Source organism: Parasphingopyxis sp., from assembly GCF_028279465.1.
Classification (GTDB): domain Bacteria; phylum Pseudomonadota; class Alphaproteobacteria; order Sphingomonadales; family Sphingomonadaceae; genus Parasphingopyxis.
Map to the genome: position 1 here is coordinate 1 of NZ_JANQNS010000006.1, position 19,300 is coordinate 19,300.

Below are 19,300 nucleotides of genomic sequence, written 5' to 3' on the forward strand. Positions count from 1 at the left end.
GCGCCGAGCCGAAGGCGAGGTCTGACAAAAAGAACTTCCGCGCCCTTCGACCTTCACTCCGCCCTCGGCGTATACTCCACCAAACCGATCCGCTCGCGCATCATCCAGCGCGCGGTCAGCAGGACGGCCGCCACGCCGAGCCCGGCGGCGAGGCCGATCCAGATGCCGATGCCGTCCATCCCGGCATAAAAGCCGAGGCCGACGGCCACGCCGATGCCCACGACCCAATAGCCGAAGCCGGCGAAAAGCATCGGCCAGCGCGTATCCTGCAGCCCGCGCAAAACGCCAGCACCCACGGCCTGCACCCCGTCGGCAAGCTGGAACATCGCGGCGATGAACAGGAAGCTGACGGCGAGGTCGAACACCCGGCTGCCCGGGCCGACGCCCTCTTCCATGAACAGGCTGACCAAAGGCCCGGGAACGACGATCATGATCAGCGCGAGCAGCATCGCCGCGCCGACGCCCAATCCATAGGCGACCTGCCCGGCGAGGCGGATGCCGTCCCTATCTTCGCGGCCATAGTAGAAGCCGACGCGCACGGTCGCCGCCTGGGAGAGGCCGAGCGGGATCATGAAGGCGAACGCCGCAATCTGCAGCGCGATCGCATGGGCCGCAACGGAATCCCGATCAATGAGCCCCATCAGGAAGATCGCCGCGCTGAAGATCGTGACTTCGAGCGTCAGCATGATCGCGATCGGCACGCCGAGCTTGGTTATATGCCAGAGCCGCGGCCAGTCGCTGCGCCAGAAATTGGCAAACAGGCGATAGCGGCGAAATGGCTTCAGCCCGGTTGTGACGATGATCATGCCGAGCATCAGCACGATGTTGGACATCACGCTCGCAATCGCGGCACCCTCCAGCCCGAGTTCGGGAAACGGGCCGGGGCCGAAGATCAGCAGCCAGTCCGCGACGATATTGAAGCCGACGCCGATCACCGTGACGATCACGCCCCAGATCGGCCGTTCCAGCGCGGAGACATAGAGCCGCAGCACGAGGAAGATCAGGAAGGGCAGCATGCCCCACATCGCGAAGCGGTTATAGGACGCCGCCTCGGCCGATATCCGCGCCTCCTGCCCGAAGAGCAGCATCACCGCCTCGGTATTCCAGATGATCAGCCAGATCGGCACGCTGATCATGATCGATAGCCAGATCGCCTGGCGCACCGTGCGCCGGGAATCGCGGACCGGATGGATGCGCTTGCCGCGCGCCGCCGCGATCAACGGCGAGGCCGCCATGACAACCCCGACCGCGAACATGACGAGCGCGAAATAGAGGTTCACGCCCAGCGCGGACGCGGCGAGCGCGTTCACATCGTAGCGGCCGAGCATGATGATATCGGTAGTGTTGATCGCGTTTTGCGCGAAATTCCCGAGGATTAGGGGGAGGGCGAGCGCAAGGGTGGCGCGAATCTCCGCGCGCAGGGGCGTGCGATGGCCGTCAAGGGCGATCCTGGTAGCCATTTGGGCACGGTTAGAGGCGACTCACGTTGGTCATGATGGCGGCGGTGTAACGCGATTGCGGGGCCGGGCGAAAGGCGTTGCGGCGTTCGCGCAACAGTGTTTCCGCCCGCTGTATCCTTTAGGTCACAGCATGGCCGCGCACAAAGGCGGTCCGGTCAGCAACGGACGCCGGGGCAACAGACACGCATTCATAGCCGAGTTCGGCGTACAGCGCGGCATGGAGCGCGCCAAAACGGCGCGCCTCGTCGAGACCGATCCGCCGGGCGGCCGTGTTCTCGATAAAGTCGAGGCTTTCGATCAGAAACACGCGGCGCGCGAACAGCTTTTGCGCGGCAATCCGGTCCAGCAATCGCGTCAACACCGGCGGTACCGGCACGTCGAGATGCCGCGCCAGCGCATAGGTGCAGATCGGCGAGCGGTCGTAAAACTGGATCGCGCCGGTTGCCCCGGCAAGGCGCTGCTCTTGCAGCGTGGCGATCTGCGCGATGAAACCGTCGCGCTCCCAAGGCGCGTCGATACCGTTCGCCTGTTCACGCGCGATTATATCGGTCGCCGCCTCGGGTACGGTTGCAAACCCCTCCGCCGCTAGCTGGCGGATGATCGCAGTCTTGCCCGCGCCGGGGGCGCCGGTCAGGACAAAACGTCGCATGATGGGTCCCCGATCTGCGGGAGTCTGGCTAATAGGCCCGTGCCACGGCGAACTCGACGGCTTCGGTCAGCGCGGCCTTGGCCTGACCGCTGGCGAACGGCCCCAGCGCGTCGATCGCGCGCTGGCCGTAATGGCGGGCGCGGGCCATGGTGTCGGCAATCGTATTGTGGTGGATCAGCAGGTCCTTGGCATGCGCGAGGTCTTCATCGCTGGCCCGCCGCCCTTCGATCGCGTCGCGCCAGAATTGCTTTTCCGCGTCGCTGCCGCGCGCATAGGCGAGGATCACGGGCAGCGTCACCTTACCGTCGCGGAAATCGTCGCCGACATCCTTGCCCATCACCTCTTCGTCCGAGACATAGTCGATGGCATCATCGACGAGCTGGAAAGCGATGCCGAGATTGCGGCCATAGGCGTCAAGCGCTTCCTCGACCTCCTCGTCGCGTTCGGCGACGACGGCGGCGATGCGGCACGCGGCGGCAAAGAGTGCGGCGGTCTTCGCGCCGATGATTTCGAGATAGCGATCCTCGCCGGTATCGATCCGGCGCTGGGCAGTGAGCTGGTTGACCTCGCCCTCGGCGATCACGGCGGACGCGCCCGACAGGATACGCAGGACCTTGAGGCTGCCATCCTCGACCATCAGCTCGAACGAGCGCGAGAATAGGAAATCGCCGACCAGCACGCTCGCCGGATTGCCCCAGATCACATTGGCCGTCTTCTTGCCGCGCCGCTGATCGCTGACATCGACGACATCGTCATGAAGGAGCGTCGCCGTGTGGATGAACTCGACACAGGCCGCGAGCTTGTGATGCCGGTCGCCCGGATAATCGAGCAGCTTCGCGCAGGCCAGCGTCAGCATCGGCCGCATCCGCTTGCCCCCGCCCGCGATCAGATGCCCGGCAAGCTCCGGGATCAACGGCACGTCGGAGCGCATGCGATCGAGGATGACATGATTGACCCGGTCCAGATCGGCCGAGACGAGCGCCATGATCGGATCGAGCGAGGGCGGCGTATCGCCGCCACGGATCGGGGTTACGGTTGCGCTCATGATGGTGTGGGGTTTGCGGACCTTCGCTCCGAAAGGCAAGGGCAAGCCGTCTCGCGATCCCGTCCCTACGCCTTGAACGTCACTGGAAGCTCGGTGATCGCGTGCACAAAATTGTTCGGCGCACACACCATTTCGCCGTCCATATGCATGTCCGGGAAGCGGACGAGCAGCTGGCGATAGGCGGCCTCCAATTGCATCAGCGCGATCTGGCGACCGAGACACACATGTTTGCCGAAGCCGAAGGCGAGATTCTTCGCCGCATTCTTGCGCTCGATATCGAAGGCGTGCGGGTTTTCGAACATCGCCGGATCGCGGTTCGCCGCGCCATACCACATGACGACCTTCTCGCCTTCCGCGATCTTCTGCCCGCCGACTTCGGTATCCTCGAGCGCCGTACGCTTCATATGGATGACCGGTGACACGAGCCGCACGGCCTCCTGGATCGCATTGGGCAGGCGATCCAGATCCTCGACGAGCTTCGCTTTCTGATCGGGATTCTCGGTCAGCAGCTTCATCATACCGCTGATCGAGTTGCGCGTCGTATCGTTGCCGGCGATGAAGATGAGTTCCCAGGCGCCATAGAGATACATTTCGGGCATCGTGTCGCCATCGACGACGGCGTTGGCGATGGCGGACATAAGGTCCTCGCGCGGTTCCTCCTGGCGCTTCTTGATCTCGTGCATACCGTAATCGAAGAATTCGCGGATCCGGTCCTCCCAGCCATTATAGACTTGGATCATCTCGGGTGTCGGCTGGAGCAGGCCCTCGCGGATCGCGCCGAAATAGGGCGCCATCTCCAGGTCCGTCATCCACTGGACGAGCCGCGGCCGGTCCGCCTGGTCGACACCCAAGAGCTCGGCCAGGGTGAACAGCGGCAACTGCGCCGCGAACTCGTCGACGAGATTGCAGTGCGGCGCATGTTCGGCCAGCTCGTCGAGCAGTTCGCCGACCTTGACGTCGACCTTCTCCTTGAGCTTCGCGATAAAGGCAGGCGTGAAGAAGGGCATATGCTGGCGGCGCAGCTCGAGATGCGATTCCCCGTCGAGCGCGATCATATTGTCGAGCGCGGCCGGCGAGAGCAGCGGGTGCATATTGTCCGGATCGCCATAGGAGATGTTCACGCCGCCCTTCTGGCTGGAGAAAATCTCGGGCTTCTTCGAAATCGTCTTCACATCGGCATAGCGGGAGAAGGCCCAATAGCCGGGCTCCTTCTCCATCGGCTCGTCCTGCCAATAGATCGGCGCTTTTTCGAGAAGCTCGACATAACCCTCGATCGGCTGGCCCTTGCGGAACAGATCGATGTCCGAAAGATTCACGATCTCGCCGACATCGTAGATGGGCGCGTTACGCGGGCCGGTCCAATCGACGCGGGTATAGTTTTCGTGGTTGAGCTCGAGCATCAGGGCGTTCTCCGGTGCGGGTTTGCGGACGTCGAGAATGTCTAGCCGACGCTTACGTTCACGTTAAGGGGAGTCGGACCGAAAACTTCTTTGGCCAACCAGTGCCGTTTAGAGCCGCAGATCCGTTTGCTTCACCAATCGAGATCTTCCGACGCCCATCCACGCATCGAAAACACCGCCCAGGTCAATCGCTATTCCGCCCCTGCGCTTTATTTCGGTACAATAGAGTTTCCCGAGATATCCTCCGCCAACTAAGAAAACGGAGCCTTCGCGTTCAACTCTGAGTCGATCGACAATGTTTCGGTATTCGGATGGATAATGGCTGCTCTCGGGCTGCGTGAACGATGCGTGGCCGGGGATCTGGATGAAGTCAGCGCGCTTCACATTAGGATAGCGATCCAAAAATTTGGGTCTCGGATCGGTATGCGTGACAAAAGTGACATGATCCAAAATATTGATCAGGCGATCGAGACTCCCATGTCTCGCGGCGAACCTGAATATGAAAGTGTCGAACGCGCGATCAGCGCCCAAAGCCGAAATTTTCTCGCGACATGCGAGATAGGCACGACAAAAGGCCAGCTGCGCCCAAATCACATTGCCCGTGCCGTCCAGTCTCATATGCTTGAAACTCGAGGTTCCGAGAAAATCCGCCTCCTGAATCGATTCTCTGAGAAACCCCTGCAGTTCCATCATCGCGTTCGGTACGCCGAAAACCGGATCGCGGGCATAGATTTCATCCAAGGCCTTGCGGCCGAACATGTATCGAAGGCACTGAGGTATCGTTTCCGAATTCGAAAAATCCGAAGGATAGCCAAGTATGCGCCCTTCGCCATCGCCAAATCGAACCATTGACATAGGACGACCCGACTCAACGAACTCGATCATACCGTCTATGAGCTGATCATGGTCGAACCATCCGGCGTCACCCTGTTCCTCTTTGGCCAATGTCCGCGCAGCGGATATAGAGCGGTTGATTTCACTAGCGCTGCGAATTCCCCCGCGCAGCGACACACACTCAATTGACCAACCCTCGGTCGGAGGCCGTTCTCCGCTTACGAACAGAAAGGCTTTCAACTTCCCTTTTTTCGCTAATGCGCTTTTGATCCCATAATCGAGATATATCTCTCCATCTTCGAAAATCTGTCGTGGTGGGCTCGCTACGCCTAGAACATGCACGGACACGGAGACGGGTTGCGGATCACTCGTCGACCGGGTGAGGCGGAATCGCATCTGGAGATATCCAAAATCATCCAGACAGTCCCCCTCCATCTCGAAAGTGACCATCACGCCAGCGACAGCTTTCACTTCCTGATCGTCTTTCTGGTCGGGAGCGGGCAAATCTTCTGATGTCTGTCGAAATGCGAGTTTGCGAAACGTCCCGCCAAAAATATTAGGCTCGTCGCTTTGCATCATTAGCGTTACTCTCCACCCAACGGCAGCGCGTTTCCCGGAACAAAACCAACATCTCGGCGGAAAATCTCGTGGCTGCAAATGCCAGATTGACCTGTCGTTACGATTCCCCGATCACTGCCTGCGACCGAATTCACCCTCTAGCCAACGTCATCAGTTGGAACAACAAACAAACTCTGCCTTTATATAGCATCGAACAGTGGACGCAGAATTCATGAACGAGAAGAAGATATTCAACCTATCTTTGAATAAATGTGCAACGGGCACGTTTCACAGATTTCTTGAAGGGAATGGAATCAAATCTTGCCACAACGGCGGAAAGAAAAAGGCGGCCAATCTAGCCATCCATATATCCAATAACTTCTTCTCTGGGCTCGATCCTCTCCGCAATATCGATCAATTTAAAGGCTATTGCGATATTAACTACCTCGATAGTAGCACATTCTATGAAGCAGCGTCTCTATTCGAATACATTCATGATCACTATCCAGACAGCTATTATCTGCTGGTCACAAGGGACGTGGATAAATGGATTAACTCAAGATTCGTTCATGGAAACGGATCCTTTGCGCGGCGCTATAAGGAAGCTCTTTCGATAGATACTGATGATGAGCTAGCGTCGATATGGAAGAATTCATATCTCGCGCATTCGCGAAAAGTCATCGAGTATTTCAGCGCTGCGGAGAATAGCAGATTTCTTCACTACGAGCTGGAAAGCGCTCAGCCCGAGATCATAAGCGAATTTTTATCTCCGGATTTCGATACTGATCCGGCGCTATGGGGCCATCACAATATTTCCGCGAAACTGTTTCGGAAAGCCGAGACGAACTGAAGCCTTTGATCGTCCGGCCTGTGCTTTGGCTTGGTCGTCGGTGACCATGGATTAATCTAAGTTTCCGACAGGAGGGTCCCTATTGGTTGTGGCTGTGACGGCTAGCGATCGTTAAACCCTGCTAAGAACAGCCCCATCAGCGGTGTCTGAGAATATGGAAAGACACCGATAGCCAAAACGCGCATGATCGCGACAGCGCGTGTCCGGAAAATGCTCCTTGAGGTGCGCGAGTACGGTTTCGATATAGCGATCATGAAAAGACAGATTGCAGAGCAACAGTTTGTTGCAGCTGTAAAGCACAGGCACGAAGCGCCGTGATCCGCCGAAATAGTGTTTCGCTATCCCTTCCTGCACGCCGGGCCAGTTCGCATTATTATAATCGTCGATGAAAATGATCCCGTCCCGCCGAATAACTTTGAGGGCGAATTCCAGATCGTTCACCGTATGCTCGGCGGTATGACAACCATCAACGCTGAACATTGAAAAACCGCCCGTCTTTGCGCGTAACGCAGCGGCGTCATCATCGCTCAACCCCATCGAATCGGCTTCGATAAGATCGGTCGCTTCGGAGATACCGCACTGTTCCAGATTATTGCGAAAGACGGCTTCGTCGCCTTTGCCAGCGCCATCCAGATTGAATTCCTGCATCGAAAACACATCGATGGCAGTATTATGGGCTTTCGCGCCCATGGTTTTGGCGAGGCCGATAAAGAATTTGCCGTGATAGACGCCTATTTCGGCAACCGGCCCGGCGTCTCCATCTGATCGCATCGCTCGGGCCAGAGGCTCGATCGATTGCCAGAGCTGCGGAATGCACCAGCCTTGCACGTCTTCGAACTCATTTTCGAGATAATGGGCGAGGTCGCTAAACATCCAAGGCCTTTCTGGCAGGAGATATGGTTCGGGCGGGAATCAGCTTCAAAGTCACCGCCAGGTCGACACGCAGGGAATTTTCTCGCGATCGCAGCGGTCCGCATATTTCGCCGCGATGTCGCGGACTTCGGCGACCATCCCGTCACCGAGCTTTACCGGATCTAGCCCCAAGCCTAGGAACCGGTCGTTCGCGACGTGCAGATCGTTCTCGTCCGCCTCGTTGCGCGGATTGTCGAGATAGGCGATTTCGCCGCCCGTGCGCTCGGCCAGCATCTTGGCGAGATCGCGCACCCGGTGCGTCTCGGTCATCTGGTTGAGGATGTTCACGCGTTCGCCGGTTTGCGGCGGGTTTTCGAGCGCCAGCTCGATACAGCGGCAGGTGTCGGTGATGTGGATGAAGGCGCGGGTCTGGCCGCCCGTACCGTGCACGGTCATCGGATAGCCGATCGCCGCCTGCATGATGAACCGGTTGAGCACCGTGCCATAATCACCGTCATAGTCGAAACGGTTGATCAGCCCCTCGTCGAGTTTCGTCTCCTCGGTCTGCGTGCCCCAGACGATGCCCTGGTGCAGATCGGTAATCTTCACCCCGTCATTCTTGTTGTAGAAGAAAAAGAAGAGCTGATCCTGCGTCTTCGTCATATGGTAGATCGAACCCGGATTGGCCGGGTAGAGGATTTCCTGCTCGGCCGGGCCATGTTCGGTATCGACCTTCACATTCAGATAGCCTTCGGGAATCTTCATCCCCGCTGTGCCATAGCCATAGACGCCCATCGTCCCGAGATGGATGAGGTGGATATCCTGCCCGCTTTCGACGATCGCGGCGAGCACATCGTTCGTCGCGTTGAGATTGTTGTTGACCGTGTAGCGTTTATGCGCGCTCGATTTCATCGAATAGGGCGCGGCGCGCTGCTCGGCGAAATGAATGATTGCGTCGGGCTTTTCGTCTTCGATCAGCGTCAGCAGCCGGTGATAATGTTCGCCGACCGTGAAATTATGGAAATCGATCGTTTTCCCGGTCAGTTCTTTCCAGATGCGCAGCCGTTCGCCGATCGGGCGGATCGGCGTCAGGCTCTCGACCTCCAGCTCGACGTCGATCTTCCGGCGCGAGAGATTGTCGACGATGATCACGTCATGGCCGCGCTGCGACAGATAGAGCGCGTTGGGCCAGCCGCAAAAGCCGTCCCCGCCCAGAATGATAACCTTCATATACTACTCCGTTCGATGGCCCGCCCTGCGGCGGCATCGGTTATGCGGTCGTAAAGGCTTTTGCGCGGCGATGGTCAAGCCGGGAATGGCATCGCCGCCGGGATCGGTTCAGGCTGCGGCCGCGCCGTCCCAGTAAGGCCGGTCGCCCTTGATCGTTGCGCGTTCCATCACGCGGCGCGCCGGGAAATAGTCGGACGCGGCGAAATGCTGGCAGGCGCGGTTATCCCAAAAGGCGATCGAACCCGGCGTCCAGCGGAAGCGGCACTGGATTTCCGGATTGCTCGCCTGCGCGTAGAGATGGCGCAGCAGATCCGCGCTTTCCTGTTCGGAGAGCCCCTTAATATGGCTGGTGAAGGCCGTGTTGACATAAAGGCAGGGGAGTCCGATTTCCGGGTGGGTGCGCACCACCGGATGCTCCATCGGCGGATATTGGTCGTGTAGCTCCTCGGGCCGTTTGCCGAGCCGCTTGGCGAAAACGCGCGCGATATCGTGCACTGCGGTCAGCCCAGTGATGAAACCGCGCATCTCGTCGGACAGCCCCATGAACGCCGCGTGCATATCGGCGAACAGCGTATCGCCGCCGACCTCGGGCACTTCGATGGCGCGCAGGATCGAGCCGAGCGACGGTTCGGCGCGCCAAGTGACGTCCGAATGCCAGGCATTTTCCTGTCCCCGGCTTTTCGGCCCATGTTCGATGCGCAGGATCTCCGGATAGTCCTGATCCTTGGGCGTCGCCGGATGGATTTCGAGTTCGCCAAACATCTGCGCAAAGGCGAGATGCTGTTCGCGCGTGATATCCTGATCGCGAAAGAAGATGACCTTGTGATCGAGCAGCGCCTGCCGGATCGCCGGTATCGCATCGGCGATGTCGGGCGCACCGAGATCGATATCGAGCAGTTCCGCGCCAATCGCCGGTGTCAGCGGGCGAACGGTGAACGGCACATCGGCCTCCGCCCGGATTTCGGTTGCAGCATCGATATCGGCCATGGCCCAACTCTCCTACGACTCTTGCGAACGGCCAAGGTGAACGCAAAGCGGCGTGCAGGCAAGACGGGTGCCCTGTCCCGTCTGCGTCAGTACAATGCCGATAGGGCGGTATCGACGATCGCGCGCGCCGGCTTCCCGCCTGTCCGCTAGAAGCGCATCCGGGCGCTGGCGAAGGCACGGAAGGGATCGCCGTAAAAGGCGGTCAGCGTGCCTTCGAGGCCGAGCGTCGGGACGAAGCCACCCATTCCGTTGGGCGCCACGAAATTATAGCCCGAAACGATATAGCGTTCGTCGGTAATGTTCTTCAGATGCACGCCGAGCTGCCAATGATCGTCGTCAGACGTCCAGACCAAGCTCGCATCCCAGAGCGCATAACCGGGCTGGTCGAGCGGGCTCCTGACTTCGAACTGGCTCGTTTCACTGCGATAGCTGAGCGTCGTCAGGAAATTGAGATCGCCATCCCATAGCGGCACCGAATAATCGAGCGTACCAGACAGCGTCCATTCCGGCGTATTTTGGAAGACACGCTGGTCGGCGACATCGACGCCGAACGCATCGATAAACTCGTCATATTCGGCGTTGATATAGCCGAGCGCCCAATTGAAGCCGAGCCGGTCTCCGGCCGCCGCAAGATCGCGGCCGACACGCGCCTGACCCTCAAACTCGATGCCCCAGATGGTCGCCGCGCCGGCATTGGAGGTGATGCCGATAAAGGTATCGTTGGTACCATCCCCGTCGCTGTCGACGCCGGCCGAACCCGGAATCTGGATATCGGTATAATCGGCATAGAAGCCGGCGAGCGCGAGATTGACCGCGCCGTTTGCGAGCGATCCACGATAGCCGAGTTCGAAACTGTCGACCGTTTCGGGCGCGAAGCGCATGAATTCGAAGATATCCGCATCGTCGATATCGCCGTCGCCGTCGAGATCGGGCGCGGCGCTCGTCTGGCCGCGTGGGTCGAACCCGCCGCCCTTGAAGCCGCGCGCATAACCGAAATAGATATTGTGATCGGGCGTCGGCCGGTAGGAAATCGAAGCGCGCGGCGTGAATTCCTCGAACGTTTCGCTGCCGTCGAAATCGGACGTCGTCGCGATCAGCGTCAGAAACGGATTGTTGCCGCCGAATTGCGGCGTCGGACCGAAAATGAAGCTCTGGCGCAGAACGCGTGAATCCCGCCGGTCATTGGTGTAGCGCCCGCCGACCGACAGGCTCCACTGCTCGGTGATATCGAAGGTGAAATCGCCGAACACTGACCAGGTCTCGGTTGCAACATCGCCAAAGGTCTTCGCCGTAAAGCCCGGTAGCGGTCCGAAGGGCGGCGGCGTCAGCTGCCCAGTCACATCGAGGATGACGTCGAAATCGGTCGAGGCGTTGGCGTCCAGATAGTAGAAGCCGAGCAGGCCCGCTAGTCTACCGTCGTCGTAGAGAATCTGGAATTCCTCGGAGAATTGATCGTTGGCATAGGCGGCCGGCACATCGAGATCGGCACTTGGCAGGCTATCGAAGTCGATCGGCGTCGTGCTCTCATCATCGCGATAGGCGATGATGTTGCGCAGCGTGATAGTGTCGCTGACCTGGATCTCGATCGTACCGGAAATGCCCCAAGCCTCGACCCGCTGCCGGGGATCCTGCAAGCCGGCGCGCGTATCGAAATCATCATCCAGCACCGGCGCGCCGGTGAGCAGGCCGGGGATCAGGCGGCTGCCCTGGCGCGGATTGGACCGGTCGTCGGTATAATCACCGGTGATCCGTACGAAGATATCGCTATTCGGCGCATATTCGATGGTGCCGCGCGCGGCGAACACATCCTTGTCGTAATTGTCGATGCCGAGATTGAGATTCTCGCCGAAGCCGTTGCGGGTCAGCAGTGCTGTGGCGCCGCCGACATAGAATCCGCTATCGCCGAGCGGCACCGCCACCGAAGCGACACCGTCGAACTGGCCATAGGTGCCGACATTGATCCGCGCTTCGCCGGTGGGGCTGTCTTCGAGCCGCCGGGTGACGAATTTGACCGCGCCGCCGATCGTGTTGCGGCCGTAAAGCGTGCCCTGCGGCCCGCGCAGCACCTCGATCCGCTCGACATTGAAGATGTCGAGTACTGCGGCCTGCGGGCGATTATAGTAGACATCGTCGACATAGAGACCGACGCCGTTCTCGAACCCGGCGACCGGATCCTGCTGCCCGACGCCGCGGATGAATGTTGTCAGCGTCGTATTGGTGCCGCGCGAGACTTCGAATGTGACGTTCGGCACGCTCTCGGCGATCTCGGTAATGTCGAGCGTGCCCGTCTGTTCGAGCTGTTCGCCGCTCACCGCCGTGATCGATAGCGGCACCTCGACCAGCGCCTCGTCGCGCCGCCGGGCGCTGACGATGATCGGCGGGTTTTCGCTCGTCTCGGCCCCCGTGCCCGTCTGCGCTTGGGCAGTGCCGGGCAGCGCGAAAGCGAGTGGCGCAAGGGCGATCCCGCTCAGATAGCGGATGGCGCGGTTGCTGCGATTGGTCATTTTTGGCTCCCTGTAAGATATCGTTCTCATTGGCCGCTGCCCTCAATGAAGGCGCGGACATCGGCGGCGGTCTCCGCCGGTATTTCTTCCTGCGGCGCATGCCCCACGCCGGGATAGGTGATGAGCCGCGCATCCGGGATCGCGGCTTCGATACGCCGGGCATGGTCGAGCGGGATCACCCGGTCTTCCTCGCCCCACAGGATCAGGGTCGGCGCGGTCACCCGCGCCAGATCGACCTCGGGATCGGGCAGCACGAATTCTTCGAGATGCCCGATAAAGGCCTCGCCATTGCCGGGCTGGGCCATCATTTGCTGGATCTGTTCGATCCGGCCCTCCGGCAGGCGGGTTGGATCGGCATAGATCTGCATCGCCGAGGCCTGCACGCCGGCAAGCGGCGCGGCGAGCAGATAGCCGCGCATCGCATCGGGCACCGGCACCGGGTCTTCGGTGACGCCGTAGATCGAATAGGCGCCGCTATCGACGAGGATCAGCCGCTCGACCCGCTCGGGTTTCGCCGCGGCAAACCGCCAGGCGACGAGCCCGCCGAAACTGTTGCCGCCCAATGTCGCGCGCTCGATATCGAGCGCATCGAGCAGCCGGCCGAGCACCGCTACGCGTTCGTCGGGCGCGTAGCGCGCGAGCGGGTCGGGCCCGGTCAGGCCATGGCCGAGCAGATCGTAGCGGACGATACGATAGTCGCCGGAGAGTTGTTCCGCCCAGCCGTCCCAGCTTTCCAGGCTCATCGTGAAGCCATGCAGCAGCACGATAACCGGCGCGTCGACAGGGCCTTCGAGGCGGACGCGGATCTGCGCGCCGTCCATTTCGACCATGCGGGTTTCGGCAGCCGCTTCGCTTGCCGTCGCTGTTTGCGGGCCGGAGGCTTCGCTCGCGCAGCCGGGAAGACCGATCGCCATCGCGGCAATCAGGACGGCCGAAAGACATGCTGCACTTTTCATCGCAATCGCTACCCCGAAAGCACCGGCTATTGCTGCCAGCTTCTGCCTTTCCCTAACCGCGCCGAAGCAAGCCGGTCGATGACGGGTTCGATCAATTTGAAAGGGACATTTTCGCTCAGTCGCCCGTGCCGCGCCGATAACGCCGGGGAGAAAGGCCCGTCCAGGAGCGGAAAGCGCGTGCAAAACTGCGGCCGTCGCTAAAGCCCAATTCCTCGGCAATGGCGGCAACGGAGCGCCCCTGCTCCAGCCTCAGCTTGGCCTCTTGCGCGAGCGTTTTCGCGCGCAGATCGCGGAAGGTCGCGCCACGCTCTTCGAGCCGCCGGCGCAGTGACGCGACGCTCATGCCCAGATGCCTTGCGACAGCGTGCTGATCGCCAAGCCCGTCTCGCAGCGCCTGAACGGTCCGCTGGACGATATCGCCGACAAGCGGATCGGCCGTATCGAGGCTGTCGAGCGTGCGGGCGATGCCGCCATAGATGGTGCGCGAGCCGAGCACGGAACAGCGCGCCGGATCGACCGGCCAGTCCGCGACCGCTTCGTCATAATGGATGGCGAAATGCGGCGCGCCATGCACCAGTGGAACGCCCCATGCGGCGAGCGGGCTTGGTGCTGCATCCTTCTCGCGCCGCGTGCGCAGGCTGCGCACCGGAAGCGGCGCGTCCGCCGTGCTGCTCGATTGCAGCAGGACATGGACATAGATGAGCAACGCTTCGAGCGAGAAGAGTATGAAGGCATCGTCCCGGGCGATGGCATAGGGAAAATCGCTGTCGTCCATGACGAAGGACAATGTATCGCGCGCCGCCGCGACCCGGTTGTAGCGCCCGCCATGAATGACGTTGTAACTCTCGGCGAGGATATCGAGCATGCCGCGCACCGTTGTGGCGTTGCGCAGACGGTCCCGGATGAAATCGGACGTGCCGAGCATCAGCGGACGGGCCGACACATGAACGGTCTCGTCGCCGATCGCGAGCGCGATCTGCTCGGTCAGCCGGTAATAATCGGCGAGGCTGACACTGTCTTCGTGGCCGGCATCGAGCAGGGTATCCGGTAGGTGCGCGGCTTCGAGCACAGCGCCGCGGTCCAGTTCCGCCTCCGTCATGATCGCGCCGAGCGGCCGCAGCGTCGCCGCGGCGACGCGCACACTGCCCAGTCCGCGCGCTTCGATCATCATGGGCCATTCTATAGGCGAGCCATGAGCCGCTGTCTTGCGATGGGTCAAAAGGGGGCGACCGGCGCTTGCGCTTGGGCTTGGGCGCCGTTTCGAACGAACGTCCCCCGGACGTCCATCTGTCTCGAAACGATGGTGGAGCTAGGGGGATTCGAACCCCCGACCTCTGCAGTGCGATTGCAGCGCTCTCCCAACTGAGCTACAGCCCCGCACCATCGGTTCCGCCGCTTTCGCGCGGCGGGCGCTTCCTTTAACCGCGACACGAGCGACACGCAACGGCGGAATGTTCCGGCGGTTATTTGCCGTACTCAGGCCGATGCCGCGGTTTCCCGACAGGGAAATTCTGACAAAGCGAATCCATTCCTGCTACGCTCGGTTGCAATTCAAAACCCGATTCGTACCAGGAGAGACCTATGGCCACTGCATGGCACCTGAAATCCCGTCCCATCGCAATGCCCGCGCATGAGAATTTCGAGCTCAAGGATTTCGCGCAGACACCGATGGGCGACAGCACGATCCGCGTGGCCAACACGTGGCTTTCGGTCGATCCCTATATGCGCGGCCGGATGCGCGATGTGAAAAGCTATGTCCCGCCTTTCGCGATCGACGAGCCGATGCAGGGCGGCGCGATCGGCGAGGTGGTCGAGAGCAATGCCGATGGTTTCGCCGTCGGCGACATGGTCCAGCATATGGCCGGATGGCGCGACGAAGCCGTGATCCCGGCCGCCGAAGCGCAAAAGCTGTCCGATCTCGGCATTCCTGTACAGTCCTTTCTGGGCTTTCTCGGCATGCCGGGGATGACCGCCTATTTCGGCCTGCTCGAGGTCGGTCAGGCGAAGGAAGGCGATATCGTATTCGTGTCCGGCGCGGCCGGCGCGGTCGGTTCGACGGTGATCCAGATCGCCAAGGCGAAGGGCATGACGGCGGTCGGCTCGGCCGGCGGCGCGGACAAATGCGAATGGGTGAAGTCGCTCGGGGCCGATGACTGCATCGATTACAAGGCGGAGGGCGAGCTGCTCGACAAGATGATGGCAGCCATGCCCAACGGCCTCGACGTCTATTTCGACAATGTTGGCGGCGAGCATCTCGACTGCGCCTTCGCGGTCGCCAATCCGGGCGCGCGCTTTGCCGAGTGCGGCATGATCTCGGGCTATAACAGCATGGAGCCGATGGAGTTCCGCTACATCATGAACCTGATCGGCAAGGGCATCATGATGAAGGGCTTTATCGTCACCCAGTTCATGGACCGGATGGCCGAGTTCCATCAGGATATGGGCGCGATGCTGCAAGCCGGGAAACTGAGGAGCCAGGAAACCGTGCATGAAGGCCTGGACAGCCAGGTCGACGCCTTTCTCGGCCTGTTCACCGGCAACAATACCGGCAAGATGCTCGTCAAGGTCTGACCGTTTCGGGCGCGATTTCAAGCGCCTCGGCTTGATCCGACTCGATCCTGCGATCCATGCTGATTGCAGGAGGGGCGCGTATGACGAGGATCGGCCTGCTATTCGTTCACGGAATCGGTGAGCAAAAGCGCTTCGAACATCTGCGCAATTCGGTCCGGGAATTCGCCGAACTTCTCAAGATGGAAGAGCGCTGCAAGGCGCAGGCCAAAGCTCGAGATCGAAAAAAGTCCGAAGAGACAGATGAAGCGCCCGAAACCCCGCGGACGATTTCAGTCGTGGACCGGACGGCGGACTGGGAGCCCCCGGATGTGGATCTCTGCCCCGCGAAGCAGAAGCCGCCGATAACGCTGTCCATAACGCACGCGGGCGAAGAGGATTCCGACACAGACATCGAAGTCGACTGTCATGAAGTCTGGTGGAGCGACCTTGGCGCGCGCGACTCGCTTGGCGAGAAGATCGGTTTCTGGATTTGGGGGCTTGGGCAATGGGCGGCGCCGATCTATAGCGAGATCGATCCCACGGGCATAGATACCGACCAGCTTGGCCAGAGCAGAGGCGACAAGAATCATTCTGAAGCCGCCAAGACTGAAGACACTCAGGATGAAGCTGTTCGAACAGCAACTGCCCAAATGCCGGAAAGCGTCGCCGGCCGCTTCTTCGCCGAATGGAGCGTGCGCGTGCGACTGGCCGCCGCCGGGCTGGTAACGATATTGACGGTTTTCTCCTGGGCGCTGCTCAAAAGGCTGTTCGAATTCTTCGCCGATGCGCCGTCCACCACCTTGATCTTCCAATATGTCGGCGATGTCCGCACCTATGAGCGCCGGGCGACGCCAAATCGCAGCCGTGCGAGTGATCCCGGCTTGCCGCTACGCGTGCCGATACGGCGGCGGATGGTGTCCGAGATGGTTGCGATGGCGGAACGCGATTATGACGGCTGGTATATATGCGCGCACAGTCTGGGTTCCGTGGTGGCGTATAACGGCCTCACGGAAATCGGCCACGCTCTTCCCAACTATTTGAGCGAAGAGCAGTGGATGCGGTTGCCGCAAAAATTCAAGCATCGAAAGGACACCGCAAAAAGGCCGGTTTCGGATATTCACATGATGATGCCGGCCCGCCCGGCCTGGCTCTCCGATACGGACGTGATCGACCGCCGGCGGCTCTTCAAACACTTGCGCGGATTTCTCACCTATGGCTCGCCGCTCGACAAGTTTGCGGCGATCTGGCCGCGGATCGTCGCGACCGCCGACGACCGACCTGCCGACAAGCCGGCCTTCGGCGAACGGTTTCGATGGATCAATGTGGCGTCGGCCAATGACCCTGTCGCCGGCGTTCTCGACGAATATGATTCGAAAAACCTGAAGGGAGTGCCCAAGCCGCTTACCAATGTCCGCACCGTTATGGACTGGATGCCCGGCCTCTCGCACATCCGCTATTTCCGATCGAGCGAACGCTCGACGCGTAACCGGCGCACGGAACAGCGGTACGATCTCGTCAATTGGCTATTCAGACCAATCAGCAGAGAGGCGGATAAAGAGAAAGAAGAAGCAGACGGGAAGGACAAAAAGGACGATCTCGCTCACACGGCAAAATATTGGTGGCAGCGACTCGTTCACAGCGAAAAATGGTATATCCGCGGCGCATTGCCGACTGAGAAGGAGGCTGAAGACGACGAAGACAAGGCCCGCATGAGCCGCTGGCTCAATGCCGGTCGCAGTATCCTCGCATGGGTACAGTATATCGCAATAATGATCGCGCTGCTGATCCTGACCGGAATTGTCTTTTTTCTGGCCGGCGGCATTTTGGCCGCCTTCGGTTTGGACGGTGATACGGTAAACGAGGCGATCGACAAAGCGAAAGACGCGATAGCAACGGGAAGCAGCAACCCCGACGAAGCATCGGGGCCGGAAGGCGCGCAAACGGCAGACCCTGCCGATGGGCAGAAAAGCGGCAGCACCTTGGCTTTGGTGAAGACTGCGATCGGCGGCATGGCGGCACTGCTCGGTATCGAGGCGTTGAGCACCGACGCAATCGCGCGGATTACCGCGCTCTTCCGTTCGATTTTCGGCGCCGCGGCGGCGGCCATGGCGATATTGTCGCTGACCGGTATTTGGCGCTGGTTCTCGGAGGCCTCATTGAATCTCAAACTCGCCAACGCCGATGGCAAGGATCCGGCCATCCTACGTCTCTTGGGGGCACAAAGAGTGGTTTCCACGCTTTGGCTTGTACTGGCCATTGTAAGCTGCGCGCTGGCTATTGCGGCCGATCTCGGCATCTATCACGCCGAGCTTCTGGGATTCGCACTTATGACGTTCGAGCCACCGCTCAATACGCTTGCAACGGCAACCATGGCGCTAGTCAGCGCGATGATCGCTCAAGCATTGGTCAACTGGTCCTTCGTCGACAAAAAGAACGCGGCCAAAAACTAAAGCCGGTTAGTCGCAAATGTATCGCAGGCGGCCGGATCGCCGGTCTCCATCCCCCGGCGCAGCCAGCGCATCCGCTGTTCCGACGTACCGTGCGTGAAGCTTTCGGGCACTACGTAACCTTGGGCCTGGCGTTGTAGCCTATCGTCGCCAACGGCGCTGGCGGCGCGCATGCCTTCTTCCATATCGCCCGGCTCCATCCGGTCCCGATTGCGCGCCGCCCAGACGCCGGCATAGCAATCGGCCTGTAACTCTATCCGCACTTCCAAACGATTGCCCTCGACCCGGCCGACGGCCTGCTGGCGGCTGCGCACGTCGCGCAGCTGGCCGGTCAGATACTGGACATGGTGGCCGACCTCGTGCGCGATGACATAGGCTTGCGCGAAATCTCCGGTCGCGCCCAACTGGGTTTCCATCTCGCGAAAGAAGCTGGTGTCGAGATAGATGCCCTGATCGGCCGGGCAGTAGAAAGGCCCCATAGAGGCCGACGCCGCGCCGCAGCCCGAACGCGTACCGCCCTCATAGAAGTTGAGCGTCGGCGGCGCATATTGCGATCCGTTTTGCCGGAACAAGTCGGTCCAGGTCTGTTCGGTCGAGGTCAGGACACGGCAGGCGAACAGCTCGGCCTCGGTGTCGCATGGCTGCTCGACGCCCGACGCCTGGCCGGACTGGATCGTCGGCGTAACCTCGCCCATCTGCAGGCCGCCGCTCGAGAAAAGAAAATAGCCGATGATCACGATGATGATGATCGTGCCGAGGCCCATGCGGCGGCCGAGCAGCAAGGGCAGCAATCCGATCAACCCGCCAAGGCCACCCCGGCTGAACCCACCGCCGCCACTGCCACCGCGTCCTCGGTCGCGGGTGTTCCTGCTCGGATCCAGATCGTCGAGGCGCATCGCGATTCCCTTCGTTGGTCGCGGCGATAATGCGCAAGCCAAACACAAACCGCAATTTATTAAGAGACTGGGCCCCGCATGG

General features: G+C 60.6%; 15 protein-coding genes and 1 tRNA gene. 3 read left to right on the forward strand and 13 right to left on the reverse strand.

The window, feature by feature from the left end:
- Positions 1 to 53: 53 nt before the first annotated feature.
- The 5 genes from Q0974_RS03370 to Q0974_RS03390 all read right to left on the reverse strand — a co-directional run bounded on the left by Q0974_RS03370 (position 54) and on the right by Q0974_RS03390 (position 5,967).
- Positions 54 to 1,460 (reverse strand): MATE family efflux transporter, encoded by a 1,407-nt coding sequence (locus Q0974_RS03370; protein ID WP_299322634.1) that lies wholly within the window; start codon positions 1,458 to 1,460, stop codon positions 54 to 56.
- A 118-nt stretch (positions 1,461 to 1,578) separates the two neighbouring features.
- The gene (locus Q0974_RS03375; RefSeq protein WP_299322637.1) at positions 1,579 to 2,109 is read right to left on the reverse strand and encodes an AAA family ATPase; all 531 of its coding nucleotides are present in this window, start codon (positions 2,107 to 2,109) and stop codon (positions 1,579 to 1,581) included.
- A gap of 28 nt (positions 2,110 to 2,137) precedes the next feature.
- Positions 2,138 to 3,154, reverse strand: coding sequence for a polyprenyl synthetase family protein (locus Q0974_RS03380; RefSeq protein WP_299322640.1), 1,017 nt, complete (start codon positions 3,152 to 3,154; stop codon positions 2,138 to 2,140).
- 65 nt (positions 3,155 to 3,219) lie between these two features.
- Positions 3,220 to 4,554: a cytochrome P450 gene (locus tag Q0974_RS03385; RefSeq protein WP_299322642.1), complete on the reverse strand. Its 1,335-nt coding sequence runs from the start codon at positions 4,552 to 4,554 to the stop codon at positions 3,220 to 3,222.
- A gap of 108 nt (positions 4,555 to 4,662) precedes the next feature.
- Positions 4,663 to 5,967 carry a hypothetical protein gene (locus Q0974_RS03390; RefSeq protein ID WP_299322645.1) on the reverse strand — a complete coding sequence of 435 codons (1,305 nt, stop codon included), beginning with the start codon at positions 5,965 to 5,967 and terminating at the stop codon, positions 4,663 to 4,665.
- A gap of 211 nt (positions 5,968 to 6,178) precedes the next feature.
- On the opposite strand from Q0974_RS03390, the gene Q0974_RS03395 reads away from it, so the two are divergent.
- Positions 6,179 to 6,796: a sulfotransferase gene (locus tag Q0974_RS03395; RefSeq protein ID WP_299322646.1), complete on the forward strand. Its 618-nt coding sequence runs from the start codon at positions 6,179 to 6,181 to the stop codon at positions 6,794 to 6,796.
- Positions 6,797 to 6,907: 111 nt separating this feature from the next.
- On the opposite strand, the gene Q0974_RS03400 is transcribed toward Q0974_RS03395, so the two are convergent.
- The 7 genes from Q0974_RS03400 to Q0974_RS03430 all read right to left on the reverse strand — a co-directional run bounded on the left by Q0974_RS03400 (position 6,908) and on the right by Q0974_RS03430 (position 14,702).
- Positions 6,908 to 7,669 carry a class I SAM-dependent methyltransferase gene (locus tag Q0974_RS03400; RefSeq protein ID WP_299322649.1) on the reverse strand — a complete coding sequence of 254 codons (762 nt, stop codon included), beginning with the start codon at positions 7,667 to 7,669 and terminating at the stop codon, positions 6,908 to 6,910.
- A gap of 51 nt (positions 7,670 to 7,720) precedes the next feature.
- Positions 7,721 to 8,878 (reverse strand): NAD-dependent epimerase/dehydratase family protein, encoded by a 1,158-nt coding sequence (locus tag Q0974_RS03405; protein ID WP_299322652.1) that lies wholly within the window; start codon positions 8,876 to 8,878, stop codon positions 7,721 to 7,723.
- Positions 8,879 to 8,986: 108 nt separating this feature from the next.
- Entirely contained in the window at positions 8,987 to 9,865 is an 879-nt protein-coding gene (locus tag Q0974_RS03410) for a TauD/TfdA family dioxygenase (RefSeq protein WP_299322655.1), read from the reverse strand.
- A 146-nt stretch (positions 9,866 to 10,011) separates the two neighbouring features.
- A complete protein-coding gene (locus tag Q0974_RS03415; RefSeq protein WP_299322656.1) occupies positions 10,012 to 12,369 on the reverse strand; it encodes a TonB-dependent receptor in 2,358 nt (785 codons plus the stop codon).
- A 26-nt stretch (positions 12,370 to 12,395) separates the two neighbouring features.
- Positions 12,396 to 13,325 carry an alpha/beta hydrolase gene (locus Q0974_RS03420; RefSeq protein ID WP_299322659.1) on the reverse strand — a complete coding sequence of 310 codons (930 nt, stop codon included), beginning with the start codon at positions 13,323 to 13,325 and terminating at the stop codon, positions 12,396 to 12,398.
- A gap of 115 nt (positions 13,326 to 13,440) precedes the next feature.
- Positions 13,441 to 14,496 (reverse strand): AraC family transcriptional regulator, encoded by a 1,056-nt coding sequence (locus Q0974_RS03425; RefSeq protein WP_299322662.1) that lies wholly within the window; start codon positions 14,494 to 14,496, stop codon positions 13,441 to 13,443.
- Between the two features lie 130 nt (positions 14,497 to 14,626).
- Positions 14,627 to 14,702, reverse strand: a tRNA-Ala gene (locus tag Q0974_RS03430).
- A 204-nt stretch (positions 14,703 to 14,906) separates the two neighbouring features.
- On the opposite strand from Q0974_RS03430, the gene Q0974_RS03435 reads away from it, so the two are divergent.
- On the forward strand, positions 14,907 to 15,896 hold the full coding sequence (locus Q0974_RS03435) for an NADP-dependent oxidoreductase (protein WP_299322664.1): 990 nt from the start codon (positions 14,907 to 14,909) through the stop codon (positions 15,894 to 15,896).
- A gap of 80 nt (positions 15,897 to 15,976) precedes the next feature.
- Positions 15,977 to 18,325, forward strand: a complete 2,349-nt coding sequence (locus Q0974_RS03440) for a hypothetical protein (protein ID WP_299322667.1) — start codon at positions 15,977 to 15,979, stop codon at positions 18,323 to 18,325.
- Here the strand turns inward: Q0974_RS03440 and Q0974_RS03445 are convergent.
- Positions 18,322 to 19,218 carry a neutral zinc metallopeptidase gene (locus Q0974_RS03445; RefSeq protein ID WP_299322668.1) on the reverse strand — a complete coding sequence of 299 codons (897 nt, stop codon included), beginning with the start codon at positions 19,216 to 19,218 and terminating at the stop codon, positions 18,322 to 18,324. The genes Q0974_RS03440 and Q0974_RS03445 overlap by 4 nt on opposite strands.
- Positions 19,219 to 19,300: the final 82 nt, after the last annotated feature.

What these genes read in the sequence shown, in the direction of transcription:
- Q0974_RS03410 (WP_299322655.1), bottom strand. Translation starts at nt 9,865, where the DNA reads ATGGCCGATATCGATGCTGCAACCGAAATCCGGGCGGAGGCCGATGTG.
- Q0974_RS03445 (WP_299322668.1), bottom strand. Translation starts at nt 19,218, where the DNA reads ATGCGCCTCGACGATCTGGATCCGAGCAGGAACACCCGCGACCGAGGA.
- Q0974_RS03385 (WP_299322642.1), bottom strand. Translation starts at nt 4,554, where the DNA reads ATGCTCGAGCTCAACCACGAAAACTATACCCGCGTCGATTGGACCGGC.
- Q0974_RS03435 (WP_299322664.1), top strand. Translation starts at nt 14,907, where the DNA reads ATGGCCACTGCATGGCACCTGAAATCCCGTCCCATCGCAATGCCCGCG.
- Q0974_RS03440 (WP_299322667.1), top strand. Translation starts at nt 15,977, where the DNA reads ATGACGAGGATCGGCCTGCTATTCGTTCACGGAATCGGTGAGCAAAAG.
- Q0974_RS03415 (WP_299322656.1), bottom strand. Translation starts at nt 12,369, where the DNA reads ATGACCAATCGCAGCAACCGCGCCATCCGCTATCTGAGCGGGATCGCC.
- Q0974_RS03400 (WP_299322649.1), bottom strand. Translation starts at nt 7,669, where the DNA reads ATGTTTAGCGACCTCGCCCATTATCTCGAAAATGAGTTCGAAGACGTG.
- Q0974_RS03425 (WP_299322662.1), bottom strand. Translation starts at nt 14,496, where the DNA reads ATGATGATCGAAGCGCGCGGACTGGGCAGTGTGCGCGTCGCCGCGGCG.
- Q0974_RS03395 (WP_299322646.1), top strand. Translation starts at nt 6,179, where the DNA reads ATGAACGAGAAGAAGATATTCAACCTATCTTTGAATAAATGTGCAACG.
- Q0974_RS03390 (WP_299322645.1), bottom strand. Translation starts at nt 5,967, where the DNA reads ATGATGCAAAGCGACGAGCCTAATATTTTTGGCGGGACGTTTCGCAAA.
- Q0974_RS03375 (WP_299322637.1), bottom strand. Translation starts at nt 2,109, where the DNA reads ATGCGACGTTTTGTCCTGACCGGCGCCCCCGGCGCGGGCAAGACTGCG.
- Q0974_RS03420 (WP_299322659.1), bottom strand. Translation starts at nt 13,325, where the DNA reads ATGAAAAGTGCAGCATGTCTTTCGGCCGTCCTGATTGCCGCGATGGCG.
- Q0974_RS03370 (WP_299322634.1), bottom strand. Translation starts at nt 1,460, where the DNA reads ATGGCTACCAGGATCGCCCTTGACGGCCATCGCACGCCCCTGCGCGCG.
- Q0974_RS03380 (WP_299322640.1), bottom strand. Translation starts at nt 3,154, where the DNA reads ATGAGCGCAACCGTAACCCCGATCCGTGGCGGCGATACGCCGCCCTCG.
- Q0974_RS03405 (WP_299322652.1), bottom strand. Translation starts at nt 8,878, where the DNA reads ATGAAGGTTATCATTCTGGGCGGGGACGGCTTTTGCGGCTGGCCCAAC.